General features: G+C 73.4%; 16 protein-coding genes. 6 read left to right on the top strand and 10 right to left on the bottom strand.

Annotated elements, in window-relative coordinates; all coding sequences use genetic code 11:
- Positions 1–137: 137 nt before the first annotated feature.
- The 4 genes from C1I95_RS16820 to mraZ form a co-directional block, all read right to left on the bottom strand.
- Positions 138–2366, bottom strand: a complete 2229-nt coding sequence (locus C1I95_RS16820; protein WP_111214789.1) for a peptidoglycan D,D-transpeptidase FtsI family protein — start codon at positions 2364–2366, stop codon at positions 138–140.
- Between the two features lie 3 nt (positions 2367–2369).
- Entirely contained in the window at positions 2370–2975 is a 606-nt protein-coding gene (gene ftsL, locus C1I95_RS16825; RefSeq protein ID WP_111214790.1) for a cell division protein FtsL, read from the bottom strand.
- A complete protein-coding gene (gene rsmH / locus C1I95_RS16830) occupies positions 2972–4078 on the bottom strand; it encodes a 16S rRNA (cytosine(1402)-N(4))-methyltransferase RsmH (RefSeq protein ID WP_111214791.1) in 1107 nt (368 codons plus the stop codon). Before rsmH ends, ftsL begins: the two co-directional genes overlap by 4 nt.
- A gap of 209 nt (positions 4079–4287) precedes the next feature.
- Positions 4288–4719: a division/cell wall cluster transcriptional repressor MraZ gene (gene mraZ / locus C1I95_RS16835; protein ID WP_111214792.1), complete on the bottom strand. Its 432-nt coding sequence runs from the start codon at positions 4717–4719 to the stop codon at positions 4288–4290.
- Positions 4720–5096: 377 nt separating this feature from the next.
- Between mraZ and C1I95_RS16840 the strand changes: the two genes are divergently transcribed.
- From C1I95_RS16840 to C1I95_RS16850, 3 genes are read left to right on the top strand one after another with little or no spacing between them, the layout of a single operon-like run.
- Entirely contained in the window at positions 5097–6344 is a 1248-nt protein-coding gene (locus C1I95_RS16840) for a Mur ligase family protein (protein WP_111214804.1), read from the top strand.
- Positions 6334–7053, top strand: coding sequence for a type 1 glutamine amidotransferase (locus tag C1I95_RS16845; protein ID WP_111214793.1), 720 nt, complete (start codon positions 6334–6336; stop codon positions 7051–7053). Before C1I95_RS16840 ends, C1I95_RS16845 begins: the two co-directional genes overlap by 11 nt.
- Entirely contained in the window at positions 7050–7808 is a 759-nt protein-coding gene (locus C1I95_RS16850; protein WP_111214794.1) for a TVP38/TMEM64 family protein, read from the top strand. The genes C1I95_RS16845 and C1I95_RS16850 overlap by 4 nt, the downstream gene beginning before the upstream one ends.
- A gap of 165 nt (positions 7809–7973) precedes the next feature.
- On the opposite strand, the gene leuS is transcribed toward C1I95_RS16850, so the two are convergent.
- Positions 7974–10799 carry a leucine--tRNA ligase gene (leuS, locus tag C1I95_RS16855; protein WP_111214795.1) on the bottom strand — a complete coding sequence of 942 codons (2826 nt, stop codon included), beginning with the start codon at positions 10797–10799 and terminating at the stop codon, positions 7974–7976.
- A 465-nt stretch (positions 10800–11264) separates the two neighbouring features.
- On the opposite strand from leuS, the gene C1I95_RS16860 reads away from it, so the two are divergent.
- Genes C1I95_RS16860 through C1I95_RS16870 form a run of 3 tightly spaced genes read left to right on the top strand, consistent with a single transcriptional unit; the run spans position 11265 to position 16105 of the window.
- Positions 11265–12317: an AAA family ATPase gene (locus C1I95_RS16860; protein ID WP_111214796.1), complete on the top strand. Its 1053-nt coding sequence runs from the start codon at positions 11265–11267 to the stop codon at positions 12315–12317.
- 1 nt (position 12318) lies between these two features.
- Positions 12319–13617, top strand: a complete 1299-nt coding sequence (locus tag C1I95_RS16865; RefSeq protein ID WP_111214797.1) for a DUF58 domain-containing protein — start codon at positions 12319–12321, stop codon at positions 13615–13617.
- A gap of 16 nt (positions 13618–13633) precedes the next feature.
- Positions 13634–16105 (top strand): transglutaminase TgpA family protein, encoded by a 2472-nt coding sequence (locus tag C1I95_RS16870; protein ID WP_111214798.1) that lies wholly within the window; start codon positions 13634–13636, stop codon positions 16103–16105.
- Between the two features lie 229 nt (positions 16106–16334).
- On the opposite strand, the gene C1I95_RS16875 is transcribed toward C1I95_RS16870, so the two are convergent.
- The 5 genes from C1I95_RS16875 to C1I95_RS16895 all read right to left on the bottom strand — a co-directional run bounded on the left by C1I95_RS16875 (position 16335) and on the right by C1I95_RS16895 (position 23429).
- Positions 16335–16730: an SCO2097 family morphological protein gene (locus tag C1I95_RS16875; protein WP_111214799.1), complete on the bottom strand. Its 396-nt coding sequence runs from the start codon at positions 16728–16730 to the stop codon at positions 16335–16337.
- Between the two features lie 115 nt (positions 16731–16845).
- Positions 16846–18105: a DNA polymerase IV gene (locus C1I95_RS16880; RefSeq protein WP_111214800.1), complete on the bottom strand. Its 1260-nt coding sequence runs from the start codon at positions 18103–18105 to the stop codon at positions 16846–16848.
- Between the two features lie 38 nt (positions 18106–18143).
- Complete coding sequence (locus tag C1I95_RS16885; protein WP_111214801.1) at positions 18144–19334, bottom strand: alkaline phosphatase family protein; 1191 nt, start codon at positions 19332–19334, stop codon at positions 18144–18146.
- Positions 19331–20077: a methyltransferase domain-containing protein gene (locus tag C1I95_RS16890; RefSeq protein WP_111214802.1), complete on the bottom strand. Its 747-nt coding sequence runs from the start codon at positions 20075–20077 to the stop codon at positions 19331–19333. The genes C1I95_RS16885 and C1I95_RS16890 overlap by 4 nt, the downstream gene beginning before the upstream one ends.
- Positions 20078–20156: 79 nt before the next feature.
- Entirely contained in the window at positions 20157–23429 is a 3273-nt protein-coding gene (locus tag C1I95_RS16895; protein WP_325048838.1) for an error-prone DNA polymerase, read from the bottom strand.
- Positions 23430–23461 lie beyond the last annotated feature (32 nt).

Below are 23461 nucleotides of genomic sequence, written 5' to 3' on the forward strand. Positions count from 1 at the left end.
CCCCAACTCAATGATCGGCGGGAGCGGAGGCAGGGGGCGGGAACCGGACTCCGAGCGATTGTCGGGAGATTGGTCTTGGTGCTGCCGCGAATCATCGGAAAGTGTCGGGCGGTGGCTCGGGAAATGGCGGCGGATCGTTAGGGAAACACCGTGAACTTCGGTGCCGGTTCGCTTGACGGCGGCACCTTGAAATGGCGGAGGGTGAAGGTCATCATCTCCCGGAACGCCGGTGCCGCGACCGTTCCTCCACCGCCACCGGGGCTGTGCACGAAGACCGCGATCACGTACCGCGGATTCTCCGCCGGCGCCATCCCGATGAACGAGCCGACATCCCCCGGCTGCTTCTTACCCTCGACCAGCCGATAGCCGGTGCCGGTCTTGCCGGCGACCCGGTAACCGGGGATCGCCGCGGCCACGCCGGTGGCGTTCTCCACGGTGGTGACCGCCTCCATCATCGTCCGCAGCGCGGCGGCGTTGGCCGGGCTGAGCACCTGCCGGGTCACCGGCTCCTCGGCCGGCGTCCGCTTGCCGTCCGGGCCGATCGTCTCCTTGACCAGGCGCGGCTGGACGTACGTGCCGTCGTTGGCGATGGCGGCGAAGGCGGCGGCCATCTGCAACGGGGTGGCGTCCACGCTGTGCCCGATCGGCACCGACCCGCGCGACGACTCGCTCCACTCCGGCAGCGGGAGCAACCGCCCGCTGGCCTCGCCGGGCATCCCGACCCCGGTCGCCTTGCCCAGCCCGAACCGCTGCTGGTAGTCGATCAGGCGCTCCGGCCCGAGGGCGTCGGCGATCTGGATGGTGCCGACGTTGGAGGAGTAGGCCATCATGCCGGCCACGCTCATCCGCCGCCCGTTCGCGAAGTGCGTGTCGGGGAACCAGGTGTCGCCCTTGCGGATTCCGTTGGCGACCGGGAACGAGGTGTCCGGGGTGATCACCCCCTCCTGCAGCGCGGCCCCGAACGTGATCGGCTTGTGCACCGAGCCCGGGTCGACCACGAAGCTGGTGGCCGCGTCCATCCGGTCGGTCGGATCGCTGGCTTGCGGCTTCGCCGCGTTGTAAGTGGGATGGCTGGCCTGGGCCAGCACCTCCCCGGTACGCGCGTCCAGCACCACCGCGGCGGCGGTGCTGGCCTGAACCGTCGCCGCCTGCCTGCTGAGGATCTGCTGCGTCCGGTACTGGAGGTCGCGGTCGAGAGTGAGCACCAGCGAGCTGCCCGGCTTGGCCGGGGTGGTCTGGCTGTGGCCGCCCGGGATCGGGGCGGCCAGCTTGCCCAGGCCGACCTCGAACTGCCGCTTGCCGTCCTCACCGTGCAGTAGGTCGTCGTAGCGCGCCTCCAGCCCCTCCAGCCCGACCATGTCCACGCTGGGGAAGCCGATCAGGTTGGCCGCCAGGTCACCGCCGGGCACCTCGCGCCGCTCGTCGCGGTCGGTGTAGATGCCGGGCAGTTCCAGCGCCATGATCTCGCGGGCACGGTCGACATCCACCCCCCGGGCCACGTACTCGAACTGGGAGTCGATGCCGTTGATCCGCTTGCGGGGCCGCAGCTTCTCGGCCAGTTCAGAGGCCGCGATGCCGAGCAGCGGGGAGAGGGCCCGCGCGGTGGCCGGGACGTCCTCGACCTTGGTCGGGTCGGCGTAGACGTACCGGGCCTCGACGCTCTGCGCCAGGGTGGCGCCGTCCCGGTCGTAGATCGCCCCGCGCGGCGCGGGCAACGGCACGGTCCGGAGGCGGTCGGCCAAGCCGCCGTCGGCGTACGCCGGGGTCTCCACGGCCTGGAGCGCGACGAGCCGGATGCCGATGGCGACGAACAGGGCCAGGACCAGCGCGGTGGCCAGCCGCAGCCGGCGGCCCGGGTCGGCGAGCCGGGGCGGGCGAGGTGGCTTGCGGGAGGGCCGACGCCCGGGTGGCCGTTCACCGCGACGCGGCTCGCGGCCGCCGGCCCGGCGTCGCGGCGTGCTGGCCGCCCGCTCGTCCCGCGGGGCCCGGTCGGTGACCGTACGGACCACCGTGGCGCGCCCGGCACCGCCGTCCCGGCGCGGCTGACCGCCCTGCCGGTTGCCGGTCCGGTTGCCGGCCGACCGACCACCGTCGAGCACCTGCAACGCCGGCCGGAACGGATCCTGCGACCGGCTGCTGCGCGGGGTGCGCCGCTGCTCGACCCGGCCGGCAGCGGCCGGGGCCGCGCCCTCCCGGATGGTGCGACCCCGTGGGGTGTACGCGCGGGCGTCGGAGATGCCGCCGATGCCCTCCCCGCCCCGCTCCCCCGCGGCGCGGGGCGGGACGTCCCGCTCTCCGGCACCACGGGACGAACCGCGCCGGGAGCCTGTGGCGTCCCGGCGCGGTTCCTCCGATCTCGATGGCACGGCCTACCCCTCCGTGCCCTGCTGGCTGGTGATGGACTGCTGCCCGGCGGCCGGCTGCGGCACGCGGATCAGCTTGCCGTCCGGCAGCCGGATCAGCCCCAGGTCACCCGACTCGACCAGCCCCAGCTTGCGGGCCTGGGCGGTCAGGTTGCCCGGCGCCTCGGCGTCGTCGATCTGCCGCTTCAGCTGCTGCTGCTGCAGGTCGAGGTCGGCCTGCTGCTTCTGCAGCTCGTTCAGCCGGAAGGCGTTCTCGTTGACCTTCGTGTTGACCGCCAGGATGCCCAGCACCCCGCCGACGACCAGCAGCACCACCAACGCCGCGAAGGGCGCCCGGGGCACCCGCACCGGCGGCGGCGGGGCGACCCGCAGCCGCGGCGACTCCGTCCGCTCGGTGGTGACGCCGGCCCGCTCGACCGGCTGCAGCGCGGCGCTGCCCTGGGTCGGGAACTCGCGCGCCCCCCGGGCGCGAGTCTCCTCCGGCCGGCGCACCCGGTCCGTCCGTCGCGTACCGTCTCCGGTCCCCCGAACCCGCTCCGCCGCGATCCGGCCCCCCGACCGCGGTGCGCGCTGTCCGACGCCGGCGACGTCCCGGCGCTTGCTCACGTTCATGTTCCCTCCCCCTCTTCATCCGTCGTGTCCCCCGGCATCCGCCGCGGATCCGTTCCGGATCCCGCGGCCGATCCCGTCCCCGGTTGGTGCATCGCCTTGACCCGCCGGCGGTACCGTTCGCGGTCGGTACGCCCCTGTTGCGCGGCCTGCGGGTCGATCCGTTCCGCGGCCCGCAGCCGCACCGAAGCGGCCCGCGGGTTCGCGGCGACCTCCGCCTCCCCGGGCAGCTCCGCGCCCCGGCTGAGCAGCCGGAACGTCGGTGCCGACCCGGGCAGTTCGACCGGGAGGTCGATCGGGCCCGTGCTGCGGACCCGGTCGGCGAGCGCCTGTTTGGTGAGCCGGTCCTCCAGCGAGTGGTAGGACAGGACCACCATGCGTCCGCCGACGGAAAGCCGTTCCAGCGCGGCTGGCAGCGCCGTTTCCAACGCCGCCAGTTCCCTGTTTACCTCGATCCGTAAAGCCTGAAACGTTCTCTTTGCCGGGTGTCCGCCCGTTCGTCGGGCTGGTGCCGGAATCGACTCCCGGACCAGCTCGGCCAGCCGCGCCGACGAGGTGATCCGGGCCCGTTCCCGCTCCCGGATGATCGCCGAGGCGATCCGCCCGGCGAACTTCTCCTCGCCGTACACCCGCAGCACCCGGGCCAGATCCGGGTGGGCGTACGTGTTGACCACCTCCTCGGCGGTCACCCCCCGGGTCTGGTCCATCCGCATGTCCAGCGGCGCGTCCTGCGCGTACGCGAACCCGCGGTCGGGCGCGTCGAGTTGCAGCGAGGAGACGCCGAGGTCGAACAGCACGCCGTCGACGGTCGGATAGCCCAGCCGGTCGAGCACGTCGGGCAGCTCGTCGTAGACGGCGTGCTCCAGATGGATGCGGTCGGCGAACCGGGCCAGCCGTACCCGCGCGTGGGCGAGCGCCTCGGTGTCCCGGTCCAGGCCCACCAGGATCGTCTCCGGGTGTGCCTGGAGCACCGCCTCGGCGTGGCCGGCCAGGCCCAGCGTCGCGTCGACGTGAACCGTACGGCCGCCCCGGCCCAGCGCGGGGGCCAGCAACTCGAGACACCGCTCGAGCAGTACCGGCACGTGCGTGCCGCGTAGCTCCCCCATGTCGACCCCCACTGGTTCGGACCGTTCCGTTATCGCGCCCTGCTCGTCGGACGACGCCGTACCGCCGTACCGCCAGATCCCCATCCGCTCCCCGCCCGCCCGTCAGGCCACGGCCCTCCGTGTCGGATCGTGCGCCTGGCATCGGGGAAGGGATGCCAGGAACTCGAAAGCGGCTGGAGATCTCGCAGTACGTCGGGCGTCGCCACGCCCTACAGACCGCCGGGCAGCACCCCTTCCTCGATGTCGGCGAAATCGTCTTCGCTCTCCGCGAGGTAGGTCTCCCAGGCGACCTTGTCCCAGATCTCCACCCGGCTGCTCGCGCCGATGACCACCAGGTCACGGTCGAGCCCCGCGTACGTACGCAGGTGCCCCGGGATGGTCACCCGGCCCTGCTTGTCCGGCACCTCGTCGTGCGCGCTGGCGAAGAAGACACGGCTGTAGGCCCGGGCCGCCTTGTGTGTCATCGGCTGCGCGCGCAACTGTTCCGCGATGTGCTGGAACTCGGGCGTCGGAAAGACGTAGAGGCAGCGCTCCTGCCCTTTGGTGATCACGACACCCCCCGCCAACTCATCCCGGAACTTTGCCGGCAGGATCAACCGGCCTTTGTCGTCCAGGCGCGGAGTGTGGGTGCCGAGAAACATCGGCCCAACCCCCTCGCCCTTTAGCGGCGTTCGCGCGCCGCTGACCCCCCGGGCCGGTGGGCCCTCCCGGCCTCACCAATGCGCCCCACTCTACTCCACTTCCCTCCACCCGCAACCAGAATCGCCCGCGTGGCGCGCCGTGTCGAACCACAAAACCGCACGTCAGTCGGGGTGGGGCGGAGTGGAGGGGCGGGCCGCCCGTCGGGCGGGGTCCGCTATCCGACATAGATCGACTCCATCCGGCCAAGCGCCCATCGGCCCGCCGGCTGAGCGTCGCCTGCCCGCCCGCCACCAAAGCCGGCCCGAACGGATCGTCGTCGGCGGCGATCTGCCGGGTCCCGGGGTCCGGTAACCTCGCTCGCGTGACGGACGCGAAGATGCCCCTGCGGGCGAAGGTGGCCAGCTCCGTGTCACGGACCGCTGCGGCGCTGTCGCGGGCTGCGGGCCGTGGCGACGGTTCGGTGATCGGTGGCTGGATCGGCCTGAAGATCGACCCGGATCTGCTCGCCCACCTGTCCGCCGGGCGGGCCATCGCCCTGATCTCGGGAACCAACGGCAAGACGACCACCACCCGGCTGGCCGCCGCGGCCGTCGGGGTCCTCGGCCGGGTCGCCACCAACTCGTTCGGCGCCAACATGCCCACCGGCCACACCTCAGCCCTGGCCAAGGCCGGCAGCACCCCGTACGCGGTGCTGGAGGTTGACGAGCACTACCTCGCGCAGGTGGTCGAGGCGACCGAGCCGCACGTGGTGGCGCTGCTCAACCTCTCCCGTGACCAGCTGGACCGGGCCAAGGAGGTCGCCATGATGGCGCAGCTCTGGCGCGCGGCGCTGGTCCGCCATCCGGACATCCGCATCGTTGCCAACGCCGACGACCCGATGGTGGTCTGGGCGGCCACCCCGCCGGCCACCCACGACCAGCGGATCACGCCGCCGCACGTCACCTGGTTCTCCGCCGGGCAGCGGTGGCACGACGACTCCTGGGTCTGCCCCGAGTGCGGCTCGACCATCCAGCGCTCCGGCGAGCAGTGGTGGTGCACCGGTTGCCCGCTGCGCCGGCCCGAGCCGCAGTGGACCGTGGACGACGAGGGCGTCCTCGACCCGACCGGCGCCTGGTACAAGGTCAAGCTCCAGCTTCCCGGCAAGGTCAACGTCGGCAACGCGGCCACCGCCCTCGCGGTCGCCGCCGAGTTCGGCGTACGCCCGTTCGACGCGGTCCCCCGGCTCGGCGACGTCACCTCGGTCGCCGGCCGGTACGCCCAGGTCGAGCGGGAGGGACGCCTGGTCCGGCTGCTGCTGGCGAAGAACCCGGCCAGTTGGCTGGAGGCGTTCGACATGGCCGAGCAGGCACCGACCCTGTTGTCCATCAACGCCCGCGACCCCGACGGGCTGGACACCTCCTGGCTCTTCGACGTCGACTTCGCCCCGCTGCGCGGACGCCAGGTGCTCATCACCGGCGACCGGGCGTACGACCTGGCCGTCCGGCTGGAAGTCAACGACGTGCCGTTCCAGCATGTGCGTACGTTCGACGACGCCGTCCGGGCGGTGCCGCCGGGGCGGTTGGAAGTCATCGCGAACTACACCGCGTTCCAGGACATCCGAGCGGAGTTGGACCGTGTCAACTGAGACCCTGCGCATCGTCTGGATCTACCCCGACCTGCTGTCCACCTACGGCGACCGGGGCAACGTGCTGATCCTTGCCCGGCGGGCGCAGCAGCGCGGGTTCCGGGTCGAGGTGCTGGAGGTCCGCTCCGACCAGCAGCTGCCCACCACCGCCGACATCTACCTGGTCGGTGGCGGCGAGGACGGTCCGCAGGCGCTCGGCGCGCAGCGGCTGCTCGCCGACGGCGGGCTGCACCGGGCCGTCGCCCAGGGTTCGGTGGTCTTCGGCGTCTGCGCCGGGTACCAACTGCTCGGCACCTCGTTCTTCGCCAAGGGCACTCAGTACCGCGGGCTGGAGCTGCTCGACCTCAGCTCGGACCGGGGCCCCACCCGGGCGGTCGGCGAGCTGGCCGGCGACATCGACGCCCGGCTGGGCCTGCCGCCGCTGACCGGCTTCGAGAACCACGGCGGCCGGACCCACCTCGGCCCCGGCGTCTCGCCGTTGGCCCGGGTCACCGCCGGGATCGGCAACGACGGCGCCTCCGAGGGGGCCTGGCGGGGCAAGCTGCTCGGCACGTACTCGCACGGGCCGGCGCTGGCCCGCAACCCGGCCCTGGCCGACCTGCTGCTGCGCTGGGCCACCGGCGCGCAACAGCTCCCGCCGCTCGACGACACCTGGTCCGACCGGCTGCGGGCCGAACGCCGGACCGCGGTGGCCGCCGCCCGGGCATGATCCCCGCCCTCCGGCGGCTGCTGCGGTACGGACGAACGGGCGACCCGGAGCCCGGGGTGACCCGGGCCGGGCGCTTCCGGTTCGCCGCGACACCGTCGGCCGTCCGCTTCGGCCTGCTGTTGCTCCTGCTCGCCGGTTTCGGGGTGACGCTGCTGTTCGCGCCGCTGCCCGACCCGGCGGCGCTGCCGCAGCTGGCCGACCGGCTGGGCCGGCTCGCCCCGGTCGCGGCCGTCCTCGGCGGGGCGCTGCTGCTGGTGGCGCTCGTTCCGCGTACCTTCATCACCCTCGCCGCCGGTGCGATCTTCGGCGCCCTCCAGGGCGCGGCGTACGCGCTGGGCGCGGCGTTGCTGGCAGCGGCGGTCGGCTTCGCGGTGGGCCGGCTGCTGGGGCGGGAGTTCGTCGCCGAACGGGTCCGGGGTCGGCTGGCCCGCCTGGACAGCTGGTTCACCCGGCAGAGCATGTTCGGGGTGATGACCGTACGGCTGCTGCCGATCTCCGGGTTCGGCCTGGTCAGTTACGGGTACGGCACCACCGGCGCGCGACTGCTGCCGTTCCTCGCCGGCAGCGTCATCGCGTCCGTGCCGACCGCGTTCGGCTACGCGGCCCTGGGGGCCGCCGTCACCTCCCCCGGCGGGATCAACTGGTTCGCCGCCACCCCGGCCGCGCTCGGCCTGATCGCCAGCGCGGTGCTGATCGCCCGCTGGTGGCGCGCCGAACGACGACGCCGCCGCCCCGAGGAAGCCGCTCGCCCCTGATCACGCTCGATCCGGGATCGGGTGGTCTCGGAGTGACGTTGAGGCCACTCGATCCCGGATCGAGCACGATCTTGCGGTGGGCATGGCGGCCACGGCCGTAACGAGAAGTCACCGCGCCCGATGATGGTCGGCGGCCGGATCCCGTGGCAGTGGTGATCGCCCTCCTTAGAGCACGACGGAGACCATTCGGCCGGGGATGACGATGACCTTGCGGGGTTCCTTGCCGGCCAGCGCGCCGGCCACCGCGGCCAGCGCCTGTGCCCGTACGTCGTCCTCGGCGGCATCGGCGGGCACCTCGACCCGGCCCCGGACCTTGCCGTTGACCTGCACCGGGTAGGTCACCGTCTCGGCGACCAGCAGGGCCGGGTCGGCGACCGGGAAGTCCGCGTAGGTCAGCGAGGTCTGGTGACCCAGCCGCCGCCACAGCTCCTCGGCGACGTGCGGGGCGAACGGGGCCAGCATCAGCACCAGCGGCTCGGCCACCTCGCGTGGGGTCTGCGCCAGCCGGGTCACCCCGTTGGTCAGCTCGATCAGCTTGGCGATCGCGGTGTTGAACCGGATCCCCTCCATGTCGCCCCGGACACCGTCGATCACCCGGTGCAGCAGCCGCCGGGTCGCCTCGTCGGCCGGGGCGTCGACCACCCGCGACTCGCCGGTCTGCTCGTCCACGATGGCCCGCCAGACCCGCTGCAGGAACCGGTACGAGCCGACCACCGCCCGGGTCTCCCACGGGCGGGACACCTCCAGCGGGCCCATCGACATCTCGTACACCCGGAAGGTGTCGGCACCGTAGGCGGCGCACATCTCGTCCGGGGTGACGACGTTCTTCAGGGACTTGCCCATCTTGCCGTACTCACGGTTGACCTGGACGTCACCCAGGAAGAAGCCGCCGTCACGCTCGGCGACCTCCTCGGCCGGGACGTACGCGCCCCGGGCATCGGTGTACGCGTACGCCTGGATGTAGCCCTGGTTGAACAGCTTGCGGAACGGCTCGTAGGACGACACGTGGCCCAGGTCGTACAGCACCTTGTGCCAGAACCGGGCGTACAGCAGGTGCAGCACGGCGTGCTCGGCCCCGCCGACGTACAGGTCCACGCCGCCGCAGTCGCCCTCGCCGCGCGGTCCCATCCAGTACCGCTCGTTGTCCTCGTCGACGAACCGCTCGCCGTTGGTCGGGTCCAGGTAGCGCAGCTCGTACCAGCAGGAGCCGGCCCACTGCGGCATCACGTTGGTTTCCCGGGTGTAGCGCTGGGGCCCGTCGCCCAGGTCCAGTTCCACCTCGACCCAGTCCCGGCGGCGCGACAGCGGCGTCTCCGGGTCGCTCTCCGCGTCCTGCGGGTCGAAGGTACGCGGGGAGAAGTCGTCCACCTCGGGCAGTTCGACCGGCAGCATCTCCTCCGGCAGCGCGATGGCGGCGCCTTCGGCGTCGTACACGATCGGGAACGGCTCGCCCCAGTAACGCTGCCGGCTGAACAGCCAGTCCCGCAGCCGGTAGGTCACCGCGCCCTGGCCGGCGTCGTGCCGCTCCAGCCACGCGATGATCCGCGCCTTGGCGTCGGCCACCCCCAGGCCGTCCAGGTCCAGGCCACGCTCGGGCGCGGCGCTGTTGATCGCCGGACCGTCCCCGGTGTACGCCTTGCCGTCGAAGCCCTCCGGCGGCTGCACGGTACGCACGATCGGCAGCTCGAAGACCTCGGCGAAGTCCCAGTCCCGCTCGTCCTGGGCGGGCACCGCCATGATCGCGCCGGTGCCGTAGCCGGCCAGCACGTAGTCGGCGATGAAGATCGGGATCTGTCCGCCGGTGACCGGGTTGGTGGCGTACGCGCCGGTGAAGACGCCGGTCTTCTCCTTGGTCTCCGCCTGCCGCTCCAGGTCCGTCTTGGTCGCCGCCGCCTTGCGGTACGCCTCGACGGCCGCCCGGGGGCTGGCGTGCCCGCCGGTCCACGCCTCCCGGGTGCCCTCCGGCCAGGCCGCCGGCACCAGCGCGTCCACCAGCTCGTGCTCCGGCGCCAGCACCATGTAGGTGGCGCCGAAGACGGTGTCCGGTCGGGTCGTGAACACCCGGATCGGCGCGACGGTAGTCGGGAAGTCGATGTGCGCGCCCTGGGACCGGCCGATCCAGTTGCGCTGCATCAGCTTGATCGGCTCCGGCCAGTCCAGCTTGTCCAGGTCGTCCAGCAGCCGGTCGCCGTACGCGGTGATCCGCATCATCCACTGCTTCAGGTTGCGCTTGAAGACCGGGAAGTTGCCCCGCTCCGAGCGGCCGTCGGCGGTGACCTCCTCGTTGGCCAGCACCGTGCCCAGCCCGGGGCACCAGTTGACCGGCGCCTGCGAGACGTACGCCAGGCGGTGGTCGTCGACGATCGCGCGCCGCTCGCCGGCGGTCAGCTCGGCCCATGGGCGGCCGTCCGGGGTGCGCCGGGTGCCGCCGGCGAACTCGGCGATCAGCTCGCTGATCGGGCGGGCCCGGCCGGCCTCGCGGTCGTACCAGGAGTTGAAGATCTGCAGGAAGATCCACTGGGTCCAGCGGTAGAAGTCGGTGTCGATGGTGGCCACCGAACGCCGCTGGTCGTGGGCCAGCCCCAGCCGGCGCAGCTGGGCCCGGTAGCGGCCGATGTTGGCCACGGTGGTGGTCCTCGGGTGGGTGCCGGTCTGCACCGCGTACTGCTCGGCGGGCAGGCCGAACGCGTCGAAGCCCATCGCGTGCAGCACGTTGCGCCCGGCCATCCGCTGGTAACGGGCGAAGCAGTCGGTGCCGATGTAGCCCAGCGGGTGGCCCACGTGCAGCCCGGCACCCGACGGGTACGGGAACATGTCCAGCACGTACAGCTTCTCCGCGCCCGAGCGCGGGTGGGCCGGATCGGCCAGCGGCCCGGCCGGGTTCGGCGCGTGGAAGCTTCCGTCCCGTTCCCAGCGGTCCTGCCAGCGGCGTTCGATCTCGTCGGCCATCACCGCGGTGTACCGGAACGGTGGGGTGTCTGCCTCAGTCATGGCCTCTCCTCGCGTCGCTCGGCGGAGTCTCTGCTGGCTGGTCTCGTGTCTTCGGCTCACGGCCCGCCCCGGGCCGGCGGCGGGCACGAAAAAGCCCCTCACGCAGGAGGGGCCGCCGTGCTGTCGCGCCTTCAGCGCATCAGCACGGCCCGGTAAGAAGCAGGAAGACTCCGGCCATGACCGGCAGTCTACCGCCATCGGCCCGGCCGCTGCCGCCCGCCACCCCCGGCGGGCCTGGCGGCGATCAACTCCCTTACCCCCCAGATACGGTGACACGCGCTCCGTAGCTGACAAATCAGTGCGTAAGCCCTCAAACACCTGCGGCGGTCGGCGTTGGCGACAAACATGGTTAGCCTGAGAGGCCAGTGAGATTGCTGCGGCAGACGAGGCTCGCACGTCGCGAACCCAACGGCGGGTCCAGGTGCTCTATACAGAGCTGCCGTGACGGCGACGAGGAGGAGGCCCGTGACACAACAGACCTGGGACGAAGTTGGCGGACTGCTGCCGCACGACGAGTTCCGCGCCGCGAGTGACGCCATCGTGGCCAACATCGAACAGGTCATCGAGGGCAAGACCGCGACCGTGCGGCTGGCCCTGGCCGTGCTGCTCGCCGAGGGGCACCTGCTCATCGAGGACGTGCCCGGTGTCGGCAAGACGAAGCTGGCCAAGGCCCTGGCCCGCTCGATCGACTGTTCGGTACGCCGCATCCAGTTCACCCCCGACCTGCTGCCCAGCGACGTCACCGGGGTCAGCGTCTACAACCAGGAGACGCACGACTTCGAGTTCCGTCCGGGCGCGGTCTTCGCCAACCTGGTGGTCGGCGACGAGATCAACCGGGCCTCCCCGAAGACCCAGTCCGCGCTGCTGGAGTGCATGGAGGAGCGGCAGGTCACGGTCGACGGGGTGACGTACCAGCTACAGACCCCGTTCATGGTGATCGCCACCCAGAACCCGATCGAGATGGAGGGGACGTACCCGCTGCCGGAGGCGCAGCGCGACCGGTTCACCGCCCGGATCGCGATGGGCTACCCGGACCCGAACGCCGAACTGGCCATGCTCGACGGCCACGGCGCGGTGGACCCGCTGTCGGCGTTGCGGCCGGTCTCCGACGCCGACACCGTGCGCCGGCTGATCGGCCACGTCCGCCAGGTGCACGTCGCCGACGCGGTGAAGCAGTACGCGGTCGACCTGGTCACCGCCACCCGTGAGGCGCCCGACCTGCGCCTCGGCGCGTCCCCCCGGTGCACCCTGCAGATGCTGCGCACCGCCCGCGCGGTGGCCGCCCTGGACGGGCGCGACTACGTGCTCCCCGACGACCTGCAGGCGCTCGCCGTGCCGGTGCTGGCGCACCGGCTCATCCCCACCGCCGACGCCCAGCTCGCCCGCCGCACCACCGACGCGATCGTCGCCGACCTGGTGCACCGGCTGCCGCTGCCGCACGAGCGCAAGCGCTCGCCGTACGACACCCGGCCCCCCACCGGCAACGGACAGGCCCCGTTCGAACCTCGGAGGCCGTGACGTGCGTGACGGGCTGCGAGGGCTGACCACCCGCGGCCGCTCGTTCCTGGCCGCCGCGGTGGCGGCGGCCGTCTCCGCCGGCCTCCTCGGCGAGAAGGACCTGCTGCGGGTGGCCGTGCTGCTGGCCGTCCTGCCGCTGCTCGCCGCGCTCTACGTCGGGCGCAGCCGGTACAAGCTGGCCTGCCACCGATCGCTGGATCCGCACCGGGTGCCGGTCGGGGCAAGCGCCCGGGTGGTGCTGCGGTTGCAGAACATGTCCCGGCTGCCCACCGGCACCCTGCTGCTGGAGGACCGGCTCCCGTACGCGCTGGGCAGCCGGCCCCGGGTGGTGCTGGAGCGGCTCGGCGCGCACCAGGCCAGTTCGGTGGCGTACACGGTGCGTGCCGACGTACGCGGCCGGTACGAGGTCGGTCCGCTGGTGGTCCGGATGACCGACCCGTTCGGCCTGTGCGAACTCACCCGCGCCTTCCCCGGCACCGACCGGCTCACGGTCGTCCCGCAGGTGGTTCCGCTGCCCTCGGTACGGCTGCCCGGCGAGTACGCCGGCAGCGGCGAGAGCCGGGCCCGCTCGGTGGCGGTGCACGGCGAGGACGACGCGGCGACCCGCGAGTACCGGCGCGGCGACGACCTGCGCCGGGTGCACTGGAAGTCGACCGCACGCACCGGGGAGCTGATGGTGCGGCGGGAGGAGCAGCCCTGGGAGAGCCGGGCGACGGTCCTGCTGGACACCCGCGCGTACGGCCACCGGGGCGACGGCCCGACGGCCAGCTTCGAGTGGGCGGTCTCGGCCGCCGCCAGCGTCGCCGTGCACCTGCGTCAGGCCGGTTACAAGCTGCGCCTGGTCACCGGCGCCGGCGCGGACGTCGACGCCACCGAGGGTGCCGGCGACGGGCTGCTGCTCGACCACCTCGCGGAGGTCCGGCTGGACAAGCGGGTCGAGATCACCACGCTGGTGCAGCACGTCCGGCAGCGGTCCGACGGCGGCCTGATCATCGGCCTGTTCGGGTCGTTGAGCACCGCCGAGGCGGAACTGCTGGCCGGGTTGCGGGCCAACGGCGCCACCTGCGTGTGCTTCCTGCTGGACAGCTCCGCCTGGCTCAACCTGCCGGCGCCCGCCCGGGCCGAGGCCGACCAGGCGCACGACACCGCCGCACTGGCCCTGTTGCAGTCCGGCTGGCGGGTGATCGGCGTCGACCACGGCGGCCGGCTGCCGGCGCTCTGGCCGCAGGCGGGTCGGGGCTCCCAGGGGTTCGCCCTCCGGGCGGCGATGGCCGAGACGGTGGCGGGCGGCGTGCGATGAACGGAAGGTCCCCCTCATGAGCGCCCATCGGAACCTGGGCCTGGTGGCCGCCGCGGCGACGCTGCTCGCCGCCGCGCCGCTGTCGGCCATCTTCGAACGCTGGACGTGGCTGGTCCAGGCCGTCATCGTGGTGGCCGCGGTGGCTGCGGCGGCGGCACTGGCCCGGCTCGGCCGGACCCCGCTGTGGGCCCAGATCCTGGCCATGGTCGGCGGGCTGACGCTCGCCCTGACCTGGTTGTTCCCCAGCGGTGGCGAACTGCTGGCCGTGCTGCCCAGCCCGGCCACCTTCGGCCACTTCGCCGAGCTGCTCAACGGCTCGGTCGAGGACATGCGCACGCACGGCGTGAAGGTCGACGACACCGACCCGCTGCTGTTCGTCACGGCGCTCGGCATCGGCGGGGTGGCGGTGCTGGTGGACGTGCTCTGTGTCGGGCTGCGCCGGCCCGCGCTGGCCGGTCTGCCGATGCTGGCCATCTACTCGGTGCCGGTGGCGGTCTATGTGGACAGCGTCCCGCCGGTGCCGTTCGCGATCGGCGCCGCCGGCTTCCTCTGGCTGCTGGTCACCGACAACGTGGACCGGGTCCGCCGGTTCGGCCGACGGTTCACCGGGGACGGCCGCGACGTCGACGTGTGGGAGGCGTCGCCGCTGGCCGCCGCCGGCCGGCGGCTGGCGGTGGTGGGCCTGGCCCTGGCCGTGCTGGTGCCGCTGGCCGTGCCAGGGATGACCGCCGGCCTGATGGGCAGCCTGAACTCCGGCCAGGGCAACGGCTTCGGCGGCTCGGGCCTGGGCGGCTCGCCCGGCCGGGTCGACCTGTTCGCCGCCCTCAGCGGGCAGCTCAACCAGTCCAAGGTGACCGACCTGGTGAAGGTGACCACCACCGAGGAGGAGCCGTTCTACCTGCGCTTCGGCGTCGCCGACGAGCTGCGCAACGACGGCTTCCGGGTACGCGGGCCCAACGGCCGGCAGGTCAACGGCGACCTGCCCGACCCGTCACAGCAGTCGCAGCCCGGCGTCGAGCGGACCCGGCACCGGGCCACCGTGGAGGTGACCCGCGACCTGAACATGCGACTGCTGCCGGTCTACGCCGAGCCGACCCGCTTCGCGGACCTGGGCAACAGCTGGTTCTACGACCCGAACATGCAGGTCGTCTTCTCGAACCGGGAGGACTCACGGGGCAAGCGGTACGAATTCGACTACGTACGCTCGAAGTACACGCCCGACCGGCTGCGTGCTGCGCAGCCGCTGCCGGCCGACCTGCCGCTGCGCAAGCAGCAGACCGTGACGCCCGACGTGCCCGAGGTGCGGGCCCTGGTGGCGGACCTGATCCGGGGCAAGCGCACCGAGTACGACAAGGTGCGCGCCATCTACGACTACTTCTCCGAGGACAACGGCTTCAGCTACCGGCTCAGCACCGAGCAGGGCACCAGCGGGCAGGAGATCCTCGACTTCCTGGAGAACAAGGTCGGCTACTGCCAGCAGTACGCCGCGGCGCTGGCGTGGATGGTGCGCGACGCCGGCATCCCGGCCCGGGTCGCGTTCGGGTTCAGCAACGGCAGCCGGCGCAGCGGTGACACCCTCACCCTGACCAACCGGAACCTGCACGCCTGGACGGAGGTCTACTTCGACCAGATCGGCTGGGTGCCGTTCGACGCCACCCCGACCTACGGTGTGCCCGGCTCGACCCGGTCGGCCTGGGCCCCGGACACCGACGCTCCCGAGGACAACACGCCGCAGGCCGGCACGCCGGGCGCGCCCGGCGACGCCGACCCGTCGGCCGGTCCGGACCGCGAGCCGAACCGGATCGAGGAGGAGCTCGACCCGGGCGTCGGCTCCGGCTCCGGCACGCCGGCCGGGCAGGCTCCGGTCTGGCCCTGGTGGGCCGCCGGCGCGCTGACACTGCTCTTCCTGCTCGCCGTGCCCGCGCTGCGCCGGCACGCCCTGCGCCGCCGTCGGGGCCGGCCGGCACCGACGGTCCGGACGGTCGACCCGCCGTCCGTCGATGCCTCGGTCAACGGTGCGCCGGTCGTGACGGTCGGCACCGATCCGGATCGGGCGCGGGCGGACGCGCACGCCGCCTGGGACGAGCTGATCGACACGCTGGTCGACTACCGGCTCCGGGTGGACCGGACGGAGACCCCGCGGGCGACCGCCGACCGGCTGGCCCGGGAGGCGCTGACCGCCGACACCGAGGCCGGCACGGCGGTACGTCTGCTCGGCCGGGCGGAGGAGCGGGCCCGTTACGCGCGGGATCCGTTGACCGGGGAACCCCTGCCCGCGGCCCTGCGTACGGTGCGCGGTGCGCTCGCCGAGCGCGCCGACCGGCGTACCCGGCTGGTGGCGACCGTGTTGCCGCCGTCGGTGCTGCAGCGGTGGCGGATCGCCGTCGCGGACACTTCCTCGCGGCTGGTCACCTCCGGCGGGCACCTCCGCTACCGGTTGCTGCGGTTCAGCCCACGCCGGATTATCGCCAGCCGCGCGGGGCGCTGAGCAGGCCGGCGGCGTAGACGACAACCGGGCCGGTGGTGGGGCAACCACCACCGGCCCGGTTCGTTCCGTCAGCGGACCGACCCGTCGCGGTCGGCCGGCAGCGACGCCGGTGCCCGTCAGGCGAGCGGCCGATCGAGCCACTCGAACGACGCCGGGTCGATCGAGCGCGGATCACCCCGCCCAGGTCAGGCGGGGTTACGCGCCCCGCCTCAACGACGGCGGGGCAGGTTCAGCGGTGCCCCTCCGGGCGCTGCCGCCAGCGGTCCTCCATCCGGTCGAGGAAGCCCGGCCGCCGGCCGGCACGACCGCGGGACCGGCGACGACTCGCCGTGCCCCCGACGACGTGCAGGTCGGGTGACTGCGCCCGACGGTGCGACTGCACCGCGAACGCGGCCGAGGCCAGCATGACAACGAAACCCGCCACCGCCAGTGGCGGAGTCTTGATCACCGCGCCATAGACCAACAACGCCAGGCCAGCGATGATCACGCCGGCAGCGACGAGCAGGCGACGCCGCGCGTGGAAGCGCGGATCGCTGGCGCGCACGGCCGAGGCGAACTTGGGGTCCTCGGCAAGCGACCGCTCGATCTGCTCGAACAGCCGCTGCTCGTGCTCCGAGAGCGGCACGGCACTCCTCCCCGGTCACGTTGGTCGGCCCGGTCGGACCGACAGACCGTGGCAGCCAACCGGCTGCTTACCCGCAAGTCTACGAGGGCCCTCGCGCGTCGGAAAGCGGGACGACCTATGGCCGGGTCGGATTTTCATTTCGTCGCGGATCGCGCCCGGTGAGAAGACTGGCCGGTCCTATGACGGACCGCCCGAAACGGGCAGCCGCGGCGTCCGCGGCGACCTCCGCCTCCCGCCAACCCCGCTCGGGCGCGCCGAGGGCGAGCTGCCGGGGTGTCTCGTCCGCCGCGCTGAGCCCCTCGGCCCGGACGCCGAGCAGGCGGATCCGCTCACCCGGTTGCAAAACGGTGTAGAGGGACCAGACCGTGTCGAACATCTCCCGGGCGACATCGGTGGGTACGTCGAGGGTGCGCGAGCGGGTGACGGTGCGGAAGTCGGCCATCCGCACCTTGACCGACACCGTCCGGCCCACCTGCCCGGCGCCGCGTAACCGGGCACCGACCTTCTCGGCCAGGGCGAGCAGCGTACGACGGATCTCGGTCGGATCGTCGACATCCACGTCGAAGGTGACCTCCGCGCCGATGGACTTCTCGGCCTGCTCCGGCCTGACCCGGCGCGGATCACGTCCCCAGGCCAACTCGTGCAGATGTGTGGCGGCCGCCGCGCCGAGCGCGGTACGCACCATGCCGACCGGCGCCTCCGCGAGATCACCGACGGTACGCAGGCCGAGCCGCAGCAGCGTCTCCGCGGAGCGCTCCCCCACCCCCCACAGCGCGGCGACCGGCAGTGGGTGGAGGAAGTCGAGCACCCGGGTGGCCGGGATGACGAGCAGCCCGTCGGGCTTGGCCCGGGTCGACCCGAGCTTGGCCACGAACTTGCTCGGCGCGACCCCCACCGAGCAGGTCAGCCCCTGCTCCTCGGCGACCCGGGCGCGGATCTGGCGGGCGATCGCCGCGGGTGGGCCGAACAGCCGCCGGGCACCGGCGACATCGAGGAACGCCTCGTCCAGGGAGAGCGGCTCGACCAGCGGTGTGACGTCGCGGAAGATCTGCATGACCGCCCGCGAGGCGGCCGTGTACCGGGTGAAGTCCGGTGGCAGGAAGACCGCGTGCGGGCAGAGGGCGCGGGCGCGCATCGTCGGCATCGCGCTGCGTACGCCGTATCGTCGGGCCTCGTAGCTGGCCGAACTGACCACGCCGCGCGGGCCGACCCCGCCGACCACGACGGCCCGGCCGCGCAACTCCGGCCGGTGGCGCACCTCCACCGAGGCGTAGAAGGCGTCCATGTCGACGTGCAGGATCGGGCAGCCGGTGTCGTCGGCGTCCGGCCCGAACCGGGGATCACCGCCCCGGGGCAATGACTGGCTGCGGCCCACCCGCGCAGGGTAACGCTCGCGCCCGACATTTCCGCCGGTCAGCCCCGCAGCACCAGCAGCGGGATGGTCATCTCGGCCGCCGTGTCCGCGCCATGGAAGGCCACCAACCGGGACAGCAGCGGGCTCTCCGACCGGCTGGCCATGACGGCGTACGTGTCGTTGCAGATCACCACGACGTCGCCGAGGCGGCCCAGGTGCTCCTCGGGCACCGGCCCGAACCAGCCGGTGGCCACCGCCTCGGCGCGGGTCAGCACCCGGGCGGCGGCACCCAGCACACCCGACCAGGCGGCCACCACGTCGGCGGTGGCACCGGGGGCGACGTGCAGGTAGCGCACCCGCGGCTCACCCGCGACGACCCGCACCCCGGCCCGCAGCCGGGGATCGGTGTCCAGGTCGAACCGGTGCCCGGCGGGCACATCGAGCTGCCCGTGGTCGGCGGTGACCAGCAGCGCCGCATCCGCCGGCAGCCCGTCCACCAGCCGGGCCAGCAGCGCGTCCACCTCGGCGACGGCCGCCCGCCAGGGCACCGAGTCGACGCCGCTGAGGTGACCGTTGCGGTCGACGTCCGGGTGGTAGCCGGAGACCAGGGTGGGGCCGGGCCCGGCGGCCAGCGCCGCCAGCATCGTGGCGGCCAGCGCGTCGACGCCGGCCGCGCCCCGGTAGTCGCCGCCCCGGTTCGCGGCCAGAGTCAGGCCGGTGCCACCGAACTCCGGACGGCTCACCACCGTCACCGCCACCCCCGCGGCACGGGCCCGCTCCAGCTGGGTGGGAACCGGCTGCCAACGCAACGGCTGCGGGTCGTCGGCCCAGTCGATGTGGTTGAGCACCCGGTCGGTGCCGGGGACGCGCAGGGTGAAGCCGAGCACCCCGTGCGCGCCGGGCGCCGCGCCGGTGCCCAGGGTGACCAGGCTGGTCGGGGTGGTAGAGGGGAAGCCACAGGTGAGCGGCCGACCCGCCGTGGCGACCAGCCCGGCCAGGGTCGGCGCGTACGGTGCGGCGGTCGGGATCTGGTGCCAACCGAGGCCGTCGACCAGCAGCACCGCGATCCGGCGTACTCCCGGCAGCGCGGCGGTGAGCCCGAGGGGATCGCCGGCACCGGGCACGCCGAGCACGGCGAGGGCGCTGGGCAGCACGTCGGCGAGGCTGCCGCCGCCGTAGCCCGGTGCGACGATCTCCAGCGGCGCGGCTCGGGCGAAGCCCGGAGTGGCCGCGGCGGCCGGGTCGGTCATGCCGGGCGGCGGGCGAACAGGTGCAGCTGGGCGGCGACGTCCCGCCAGGGTGGCCGGGCGGCGAGCGCCCGCTCCAGCTCGACCAGGGCCCCCGGCTGACCGTCCGCCACGGCCGCGGGGAGCAGGTCGGCGAGGACGCGTACGCCGTGGATCTCCTCGACCGTGAGCCCGGCGGCGGCCAGCAGCGCGGTGGCACCCTCGGCGTCGAAGCGCCGCCGCAGGGTGTCCCGGGGCCCGGCGGTGCCGTCGGGGTCGGCGGCCAGCGCCGCGGCCACGTCGAGGTGACCGTTCATCGCCCGGCCGAGCACCGCCGCGGCCCGACCGGCGACCAGCACGCTCGCCGCACCGCCCGGGCGCAGCGCGTCGACCAGCGCGGACACCACCGGCACCGGGTCGTCGACGACCTCCAGCACGGCGTGACAGAGCACCAGGTCGACACTGGCCGGCTCGACCAGCCCGGCGAGCGCGTCCCCGTCGCCCTGCACCGCGCGTACCCGCTCGGCCACCCCGGCCTCGGCGGCCCGGCGGCTGAGCGCGGCCAGCGCGTCGGGGCTGGCGTCGACCACGGTGACCCGGTGCCCGGCCCGGGCCAGCGGCACGGCGAAGCCGCCGGTGCCACCACCCACGTCCAGCACGGTCAGTTCGGCGGAGGGCCGGCGGTCCAGCTCCGCGCGGAGCACCGACCAGACCACAGCGGTACGGGGGGTGAGCGACGGCCCGGCCGGGTTCAGGGTCTGTTCCACCCGGTCGAGCCTAGGGCCTGTCGTGCCGATCACGTCAGGCGAGGCACGGCCCCGGCGGCGCGGCAACGCCGCCCGGTGGTCAGCGGAAGTCGCGGGAGGCGGGGCTGACCGGCGGTTCGATCGCGTCCAGCCGGTCGGCGACCAGGTTGACCACCCCCTCGTGCCGTTGCAGCCGCCCCCGCACGACCAGCGCCGCGCTGGTCCGGGCCACCCGGCGGTACCGCTGCCACAGCCCCGGCGAGCAGGTGACGTTGAGCATGCCGGTCTCGTCCTCCAGGTTGAGGAAGGTGACGCCACCCGCGGTCGCCGGGCGCTGCCGGTGGGTGACGATCCCGCCGACCCGGATCCGCCGACCCGGCTCCACCCGGCCCAACCGGTCGATCGGCACCGCGCCCATGCCGTCCAGCTGCGGGCGGACGAACCGGGCCGGGTGGTTCTCCGGGGACAGCCCGGTGGCCCACACGTCGGCGACCAACCGGTCCACCGCCTCCATGCCGGGCAGGGTGGGCGCCGCCGCGCCGGTCACCGTGCCGGGCAGCCGGCCCGGGCGGTCCTGGGCCGCCGCGCCGGCCGCCCAGAGCGCCTGCCGCCGGGTCAACCCGAAGCAGGCGAAGGCGTCCGCGGTGGCCAGCGCCTCCAGTTGAGCGGCGGTCAGACCCACCCGCCGGGCCAGATCCGGCATGTCGCGGTACGGCCCGTTCGCCGCCCGCTCGGCCTCGATCCGCTCGGCCACCTCGTCGCCGAGGGTACGCACACTGGACAGCCCGAGCCGGACGGCCGGCCCGCCCAGCCCCCAGGCGTGCGGCGGCTCGCCCGGCTGGCTGCCCCACCGGGTGTCCGGGGTGGACTCCAGCACCGGCTTCGCGCCGCTGGCGTTGACGTCCGGGCGGCGTACCTCCACGCCGTGCCGGCGGGCGTCGTCGACCAGGGTCTGCGGCGAGTAGAAGCCCATCGGCTGGGCACTCAGCAGCGCGGCCAGAAACGGGCCCGGGTGGTAGCGCTTGAGCCAGGAACTGGCGTAGACCAGGTAGGCGAAGCTCATCGCGTGGCTCTCCGGGAAGCCGTAGCTGGCGAACGCGGTGAGCTTGCGGTAGACGTCGTCGGCCAACTCGCCGGTGATGCCCCGCTCCGCCATGCCGCTGTACAGCCGGTCGGCGATCTTCGCCATCCGCTCCACCGACCGCTTGGCGCCCATCGCCCGGCGCAGCTGGTCGGCCTCGGCCGCGTCGAAGCCGGCCAGGTCGATGGCGAGCTGCATCAACTGCTCCTGGAACAGCGGCACGCCGAGGGTCTTCTCCAGCGCGTTGCGCATCAGCGGATGCGGGAAGGTCACCTCCTCCTGCTCGCTCTTGCGCCGGATGTACGGGTGCACCGAGCCGCCCTGGATCGGGCCGGGCCGGATCAGCGCCACCTCGACCACCAGGTCGTAGAACGTCCGGGGCTTGAGCCGGGGCAGGGTGGCCATCTGGGCCCGGCTCTCCACCTGGAACACCCCGACCGAGTCGGCCCGGCAGAGCATGTCGTACACCTCGGGGTCGTCCAGCGTCATGTCGCCGAGATCCAGGCTCATCCCGATCATGTCGTAGCCGTAGTGCAGCGCGGAGAGCATGCCGAGGCCGAGCAGGTCGAACTTGACCAGGCCGACGGCGGCGCAGTCGTCCTTGTCCCACTGGAGCACGCTGCGGCCGGGCATCCGGCCCCACTCCACCGGGCAGACCTCGATCACCGGCCGGTCGCAGATCACCATGCCGCCGGAGTGGATGCCCAGGTGCCGGGGGAACGTCTGGAGGTGGTTGGCGTACTCGATCACCTGCTCGGGAATCTCCGGCACGTCCACCGTGGCCACGTCGCCCCACCGGTCGATCTGCTTGCTCCAGGCGTCCTGCTGGCCGGGCGAGAAGCCGAACGCCTTGGCCACGTCCCGCACCGCCGAGCGGGGCCGGTAGGAGATCACGTTGGCCACCTGGGCGGTGTGCTCCCGGCCGTACCGGGTGTAGACGTGCTGGATGACCTCCTCCCGGCGGTCGGACTCGATGTCCACGTCGATGTCGGGCGGGCCGTCGCGCTCGGGGGCCAGGAACCGCTCGAACAGCAGCCGGTGCCGGACCGCGTCCACGTTGGTGATCCGCAGCGCGTAGCAGACCGCCGAGTTCGCCGCCGAGCCCCGGCCCTGGCAGTAGATGTCCTCCTGTCGGCAGAAGTCGACGATGTCGTAGACCACCAGGAAGTAGCCGGGGAAGCCCAGCTCCTCGATCATGTTCAGCTCGTGGTCGAGCTGCGCGTACGCCTGCGGGTGTGCCTCGCGTGGGCCGTAGCGGTCCCGGGCGCCCTGCTCGGTGAGGTGGCGCAGCCAGCTCATCTCGGAGTGCCCCGGCGGCACCGGGTACGCCGGCAGCTGTGGCGCGACGAGCTGGAGGTCGAAGGCGAGTTCCGCGCCGAACTCGGCGGCCCGGGCCACCGCACCCGGGTACCCGGCGAACCGGGCCGCCATCTCGGCGCCGCTGCGCAGGTGGGCGGTACCCGCGGCGGGCAGCCAGCCGTCGATCTCGTCCAGGCTGCGCCGGGCCCGCACCGCGGCCAGGGTGGTGGCCAGCCGGCGCCGCCCCGGGGTGGCGTAGTGCACGTTGTTCGTGGCCACCGTGGGCAGCCCGGCGGCGGCGGCCAACTCGGCCAGGGCGTCGTTGCGGTCGCCGTCGACCGGGTGCCCGTGGTCGGTCAGCTCCACCGCCACCGTCTCCGCGCCGAACAGCGCGGTGAGCCGGTCCAGCTCGCGGGCTGCCGCGTCGACCCCCTCGGTGAGCAGAGCGGCCGGCACGTGCCCCTTGCGGCAGCCGGTGAGCACCAGCACGTGGTCGCGCAGGGCGTCGGCGACCTCCTCCAGCTCGCCGTAGACCGGGCGGCCCTTCTCCCCGCCACGCAGCTGGGCGCGGGCGATGGTCGCGGCCAGCCGGGCGTACCCCTCGTGGCCGTGCGCCAGCACCAGCAGGTGGTTGCCGTGCGGGTCGGGTACGCCGTTCTGCGGGCCGGGCAGGCCGAGGGACAGCTCCGCACCGAAGATCGTCGGCAGGCCCAGCGTGCGGGCCGCCTCGGCGAACCGCACCACGCCGTAGAACCCGTCGTGGTCGGTGACGGCGAGCGCGGTGAGCCCCAACCGGACGGCCTCCTCGGCCAGTTCCTCGGGGTGGCTGGCACCGTCCAGGAAGCTGAAGTTGGTGTGCGCGTGCAGCTCGGCGTACGGCACCACGCCGTCGGGGCGGGTCAGCTCCGGCGGCTGGTAGTGCTCCCGTCGCCGGCTCCACGCCGGCGAGTCGCCCCCGTCGGCGTCGACCGCGAGCGGATCCACCACATGCAGATGCCGCCCGTCGCCCTCCCCCCATCCACCCC

The organism is Micromonospora craterilacus (genome assembly GCF_003236315.1).
GTDB lineage: Bacteria > Actinomycetota > Actinomycetes > Mycobacteriales > Micromonosporaceae > Micromonospora > Micromonospora craterilacus.

Excerpts from the sequence above, each read along its gene's own strand:
- ftsL (WP_111214790.1), bottom strand. The coding sequence starts at position 2,975 with ATGAACGTGAGCAAGCGCCGGGACGTCGCCGGCGTCGGACAGCGCGCA.
- rsmH (WP_111214791.1), bottom strand. The coding sequence starts at position 4,078 with ATGGGGGAGCTACGCGGCACGCACGTGCCGGTACTGCTCGAGCGGTGT.
- mraZ (WP_111214792.1), bottom strand. The coding sequence starts at position 4,719 with ATGTTTCTCGGCACCCACACTCCGCGCCTGGACGACAAAGGCCGGTTG.
- C1I95_RS16840 (WP_111214804.1), top strand. The coding sequence starts at position 5,097 with ATGCCCCTGCGGGCGAAGGTGGCCAGCTCCGTGTCACGGACCGCTGCG.
- C1I95_RS16850 (WP_111214794.1), top strand. The coding sequence starts at position 7,050 with ATGATCCCCGCCCTCCGGCGGCTGCTGCGGTACGGACGAACGGGCGAC.
- leuS (WP_111214795.1), bottom strand. The coding sequence starts at position 10,799 with ATGACTGAGGCAGACACCCCACCGTTCCGGTACACCGCGGTGATGGCC.
- C1I95_RS16870 (WP_111214798.1), top strand. The coding sequence starts at position 13,634 with ATGAGCGCCCATCGGAACCTGGGCCTGGTGGCCGCCGCGGCGACGCTG.
- C1I95_RS16885 (WP_111214801.1), bottom strand. The coding sequence starts at position 19,334 with ATGACCGACCCGGCCGCCGCGGCCACTCCGGGCTTCGCCCGAGCCGCG.